This window comes from Bacillus sp. AY2-1 (assembly GCF_008368965.1).
GTDB classification, from domain to species: domain Bacteria; phylum Bacillota; class Bacilli; order Bacillales; family Bacillaceae_G; genus Bacillus_A; species Bacillus_A thuringiensis_S.
In genome coordinates this window covers 1-5425 of the sequence record NZ_QPEL01000245.1, presented here as the reverse complement: position 1 = coordinate 5425, position 5425 = coordinate 1, and the positions used below count along the sequence as shown (strand labels likewise).

The following is a 5425-nucleotide window of genomic DNA, read 5'->3' as shown; positions in this document are numbered from 1 at the left end:
TTCTATATTACACTTCATTTGTATAATCGTCAACATCTTTTTATAAAGATATTCAAGTTAATATTTTTATGCTCTTTTAACTAGACACGTCTCTATAGGATTTCATTATCGGAGCACGCTTTCTGCTTCTCTTTAATTTATTCTTCCAAACATATTCGAGTTAATTTGAGCTCTAGACTTAACTCGTGCGGACGTTTCCCTCCAACAAAACTAGCAACCTTATTTTAACAAATACTAGTATATAATTAGAGAGTTGTTGTACTATCAATAAAACTCTATTAGAAGCAGGTGAAAATATGAAAGATATACGTATCCTTTTAGCAGACGACGATAAAGAAATCCGAAATTTATTAAAAATATATTTAGAACGAGAATTATATATGGTAGACACTGCAATCAACGGCGAAGAAGCCTTGCATTTATTTAATCAAAATAACTATAACCTCGTTATATTAGATCTTATGATGCCCAAAATAGATGGAATCGAGGTATGTAAAAAGCTTAGATATAAAACTAACGTACCTATATTAATGCTCACCGCTAAAGATCACGAAATTGATAAAATTTTAGGCTTAAGCATTGGTGCTGATGATTACATTACAAAACCTTTCAGCATTCACGAAGTAATTGCACGAGTAAAAGCTCTTATGCGGCGTTTTTTAGTTCTTGGAAGTAGCAATACTGCTCAACAAAAAACAACTTTATCTTTTAAAGGACTAACTTTCAATCTAAATACATACACAGTTCATACAAATAAAGAAGAAATTAACTTAACCGGAAAAGAACTGGAACTATTAAAATTCTTTACTTCAAATCCAGGACAAGTATTTACAAAAACACAGCTCTTCCAAAATGTGTGGGACGATAATTATATAGAAGATGACAATACCGTTATGGTACATATTCGAAAACTTAGAAAGAAAATAGAAATCGACCCTTCCAATCCAAAATTCATTCAGACTATATGGGGAATTGGTTATAAGTTTGTAGGTGAAAAGCTTGAAGACTGATAAAACCCTCTCCCTTATTACATTACAACTTATCATTTGTGGGATTTTAAACATACAAATGGAACCAAGATTAAAAATGTCTTTATTTATAATCCTTATCTTAATTACAATTTATCTCTTCTTTTCAAGAATACAATTCATTCAACATCGCAAGGCAATGGATACTAAATTAAGTCGTGTACTAAAAGGAAACTTACAAACGAGATTATTCACAAGCAATGACCACTCATTACATAATATCGTTTTTTCAATAAACGAGCTAATAGCTAAATTAGAGCAAGTTCAGATTGAAGCCAAAAGATCCGAGGAATCCAGAAAACAACTTTTGTCTAGTATCTCCCACGATATACGAACACCACTCACCTCCATCATCGGATATATAGATGCTTTAAAAGATGGGGTTGCTGTTTCTGAAATAGAAAAACAAGAATACCTTAAAATACTTTATATGAAATCAAATAACTTAAAGCACCTAGTTGATGAAATATTCAATATGGCGAAGCTAGACGCTAATGAATTTCCACTAAAAGAAGAAGAACTCGACTTTTCTGAAGTTACTAGAGAAGTTTTGATTGAATTTTTACCTGAGCTCTCAAAACATAACATCGAACTGCAAGTTCTCATACCAGAATCTACTTGCCCTATTATCGCAGACCATCTGAGCCTTATGCGGATTATGAGTAATTTAATGAAAAATGCCATTTATTACGGAAAGGATGGAAAAATAGTAGGAGTCGAACTACTAGAAACCGATAGAGAATATGAACTTCATATTTGGGACAAAGGCCCTGGTATTCCAAAGCATGATTTACAAAATGTGTTTGAGCGAATGTACCGAAGCGAACAATCAAGAAACTCCTCGTTTGGTGGTAGTGGTCTCGGGCTCTCTATTTCTAAAGCGCTCGTTGAGAGAAATGGTGGGCATATATGGGTTGAAAGCACTCCATGGAAACGAACTATTTTTGGCTTTTCTATTCCAAAACACAATACTTTTAAGAAATAGTTAAGAAATGATTAATATGCAGTTAAGCCTTCCTTTTTATGATGTAAGTAAGAACTTATAGAAAGCAGGTGTCTCCTATAAATACAATTATAAAAACGACTAACCTTACTAAAGTATATGGCAATCAAAAATCAGTAGATAATTTAAATATTAATGTTCAACAAGGGGAGATTTATGGCTTCATAGGCCGCAACGGTGCTGGTAAAACAACAACCATTCGTATGCTGCTTAGTCTTATAAAGCCTACAAGTGGAACGATTGAAATATTTGGAGAGAACTTATTCCAAAATCAAAAAGATATTTTAAGCAGAATTGGTTCTATAGTTGAAGTTCCAGGATTTTATGAAAACTTAACTGCAAAAGAAAACCTATTAATTAATGCAAAGATAATTGGGGTTCACAAAAAGAATGCTATCGAAGAAGCATTAGAAATAGTAGGCTTGCAGCATGAAACAAAAAAGTTAGTAGGAAAGTATTCTTTAGGAATGAAGCAACGCTTAGGAATTGCACGCGCTCTTCTCCATTATCCCGAGCTAGTCATATTAGATGAACCAACTAACGGACTAGACCCTATTGGTATTAAAGAAATGCGAAAACTTATTCATTCTTTAGCTCAAGAAAGAAATATAACCATACTCATTTCTAGTCACATATTAGCCGAGGTAGAACAGTTAGTCGATCGTATCGGAATTATTCATGAAGGAAAGTTACTAGAAGAAGTTTCTCTTGATACGCTACGTAAAGCAAATCGTAAGTACATAGAGTTTCAAGTGAATAATGACAATAAAGCTGTGATGTTATTAGAAAATCATCTTCAAATTTTTGATTATGAAGTACACGATGAAGGGAATATTCGTATTTACTCTCATTTTGGACAACAAGGATACATAAATAGAACATTAGTTCTTAATGGTATTGAAGTATTAAAAATGATGATAAGTGAAGATAAACTAGAAGATTATTTCACCAAGCTAGTTGGAGGTGGAACAATTGGTTAATCTACTCTATACAGAACTCTTAAAATTAAAACGCTCTAATATGTTTTTAATTAGCATTATTGGTGCTGGTGTCGCACCTTTCTTAGTTGTAGTAGCCTCTTATATACATATAAAAACAAAAGAGCCAACTCCGACTATTTGGTTCCATCAATTATTCACTGATGTTAACTTATATACTACTTTAGTTATAGGATTCCCCTTATATGGAGTAGTGGTTGCATATTTGCTTACCCGCGAATATGCAGAAGATACACTAAAAAATTTACTAACTATCCCCGTGTCGCGCATTAGCTTTATTATAAGTAAATTCATCATTCTCTTTCTTTGGATCATGATGCTAACTTTAGTCGCTTGGACACTTACTTTAATATTAGGGCTATTGGGGAATTTCCCTGGTTTTAACATTGCTTTACTTTTAAGTTCTTTCCTAGAATTTTTAATATGTGGTGGACTTCTCTTTCTATTGTCTTCACCTATTGTACTACTAACTCTTGTCATGAAGAGCTATGTACCGCCCATTATATTAACAGTCATTATTACAATGACCAATCTTATGCTCGTAAACTCCAAGCATAAAGATTTATTTCCGTGGACCGCTACTCTAGATATCGCAAATAATGAATTACAACCGACATATCCACCAGAGTATTCTTATATCATCATTGCAGTAACAACAATTTCCGGATTTATTGCAACACTATTCTATTTTAAAAAAGTAGACATTCATTAATTTATAGGAGTGAAACTATGAGCGATATCATTATTGCCTTCATACTCGGTATTGTAGAAGGATTAGCTGAATTTTTACCTATATCTTCTACTGGCCACCTTATATTAGTCGGGCATTTATTAGACTTTGAAGGAGAAAGAGCAAAAACGTTTGAAATTGTTATTCAGCTAGGCGCAATTTTAGCTATTGCAATTTTATATCATAAACGTCTCGTTTCTCTATGTAATATTAAGCCTCTTCTACGGAAAGAGAAAAAATTCAACGCGTTTCATGTATTTCTTGGCGTATTTCCGGCAGTAGTGGCTGGTTTGCTACTACATGATATTATTAAAACATACTTATTTCAGCCATACACTGTTGTGATTGGACTTGTAGCAGGGGCAATTCTTATGATCTTTGCAGAAGTAAAAAAGAAAGAGGCAACCGCCTATTCACTGGACGATTTAACATACCGTCAAGCTTTAACAATTGGATTATTTCAGTGCTTAGCAGTATACCCTGGCTTCTCTAGAGCTGGCTCTACTATCTCTGGAGGTCTATTAGCAAAAGTAAATTATAAAACCGCATCCGAGTTCTCTTTTCTAATAGCTCTTCCTGTAATGGTTGGAGCTACAGGCTTAGACTTACTAAAAAGCTGGGAGTATTTAAGTGTCGATGACATCCCTATGTTTGCGGTAGGATTCATTACCTCTTTTACCGTAGCGATGCTAGCGGTAGTAACTTTTCTAAAGCTTTTAGAGAAGATAGGTTTAAAACCTTTTGCATACTATCGTATTTTGTTGGCTATCTTATTTACGCTTTTCGTATTACTATAGATTCATATAAGTCACATATCATTAAACTGATATTCAATTTTAGAATATCGGTTTTTTATCTATTTCAACTCTAGTACTACTCACTTCAATATGGCATAGTGATAATAAGCTACCATTAATAGTCTGAACGTTCTTTAAGTAACTATATCCTTTATCATAAAATGCAATTGGAAAATTAAAGATTCCATATATATACAGAACATATTTACAAACCATATTCATTCCACATAGTATCTTTTTAATTTGCAACACACTGATACAAATTTCAAATGAGCACAAAGACAGAATAAGTAAATAAATAAATTTCCTAGGAATTATAAAGCGACTAAATTTAATTAGAGTGAGGTGACGATAAAATGAATCAATTAGCACAGACATATTGGAATACTTATTGGGGAAACAACAAAAAACCAGAATCTGTTATAGCTTGGCAATTTGGAGATTCCCCTAATTATCTTGCACAACTAGTAATTGACGGTATTAAAACTGCTACATGCTCCGGTCACATTTTTTATGAATTAGAAAATGAACCGCTACCGACCACTAATGATTATAGTATTATACTTAATAGTAATGATGAACCTGTAGCTATTATTAAGATAATAGAAGTAACTGTAACACCAATGAATGAAGTAAGCGAAGAATTCGCTATCGCTGAAGGCGAAGGAGATCGTACTTATAATTACTGGAGAGACACCCATGTTCGTTTTTTTACAAAGGAACTAAATGAGCTTGGTCTTAATTTCTCTGAAGATATGTTACTCGTCTGTGAGCGTTTTGAACTTGTTGATGTGAACAATAAAGTGAAATTATAAAAAACTGAGATTTACCACCCATTCTTATTTTTATAAAACACAAAAAAGACAAGT

6 protein-coding genes are annotated in these 5425 nt (G+C 33.0%); all 6 read left to right on the top strand.

The features are described from left to right. The first annotated feature begins 296 nt into the window (after positions 1-296). Positions 297-1010, top strand: a complete 714-nt coding sequence (locus DN403_RS29810; RefSeq protein WP_000652005.1) for a response regulator transcription factor — start codon at positions 297-299, stop codon at positions 1008-1010. Next, positions 1000-2013 (top strand): sensor histidine kinase, encoded by a 1014-nt coding sequence (locus tag DN403_RS29805; RefSeq protein WP_000845349.1) that lies wholly within the window; start codon positions 1000-1002, stop codon positions 2011-2013. Before DN403_RS29810 ends, DN403_RS29805 begins: the two co-directional genes overlap by 11 nt. 68 nt (positions 2014-2081) lie before the next feature. Then, complete coding sequence (locus tag DN403_RS29800; protein WP_149186064.1) at positions 2082-3011, top strand: ABC transporter ATP-binding protein; 930 nt, start codon at positions 2082-2084, stop codon at positions 3009-3011. Then, complete coding sequence (locus DN403_RS29795; RefSeq protein WP_000247703.1) at positions 3004-3741, top strand: ABC transporter permease; 738 nt, start codon at positions 3004-3006, stop codon at positions 3739-3741. The genes DN403_RS29800 and DN403_RS29795 overlap by 8 nt, the downstream gene beginning before the upstream one ends. A gap of 17 nt (positions 3742-3758) precedes the next feature. After that, positions 3759-4556, top strand: a complete 798-nt coding sequence (gene uppP / locus DN403_RS29790; protein ID WP_001279949.1) for an undecaprenyl-diphosphate phosphatase UppP — start codon at positions 3759-3761, stop codon at positions 4554-4556. A 356-nt stretch (positions 4557-4912) separates the two neighbouring features. Then, positions 4913-5371: an ASCH domain-containing protein gene (locus DN403_RS29780; protein ID WP_001072428.1), complete on the top strand. Its 459-nt coding sequence runs from the start codon at positions 4913-4915 to the stop codon at positions 5369-5371. Positions 5372-5425: the final 54 nt, after the last annotated feature.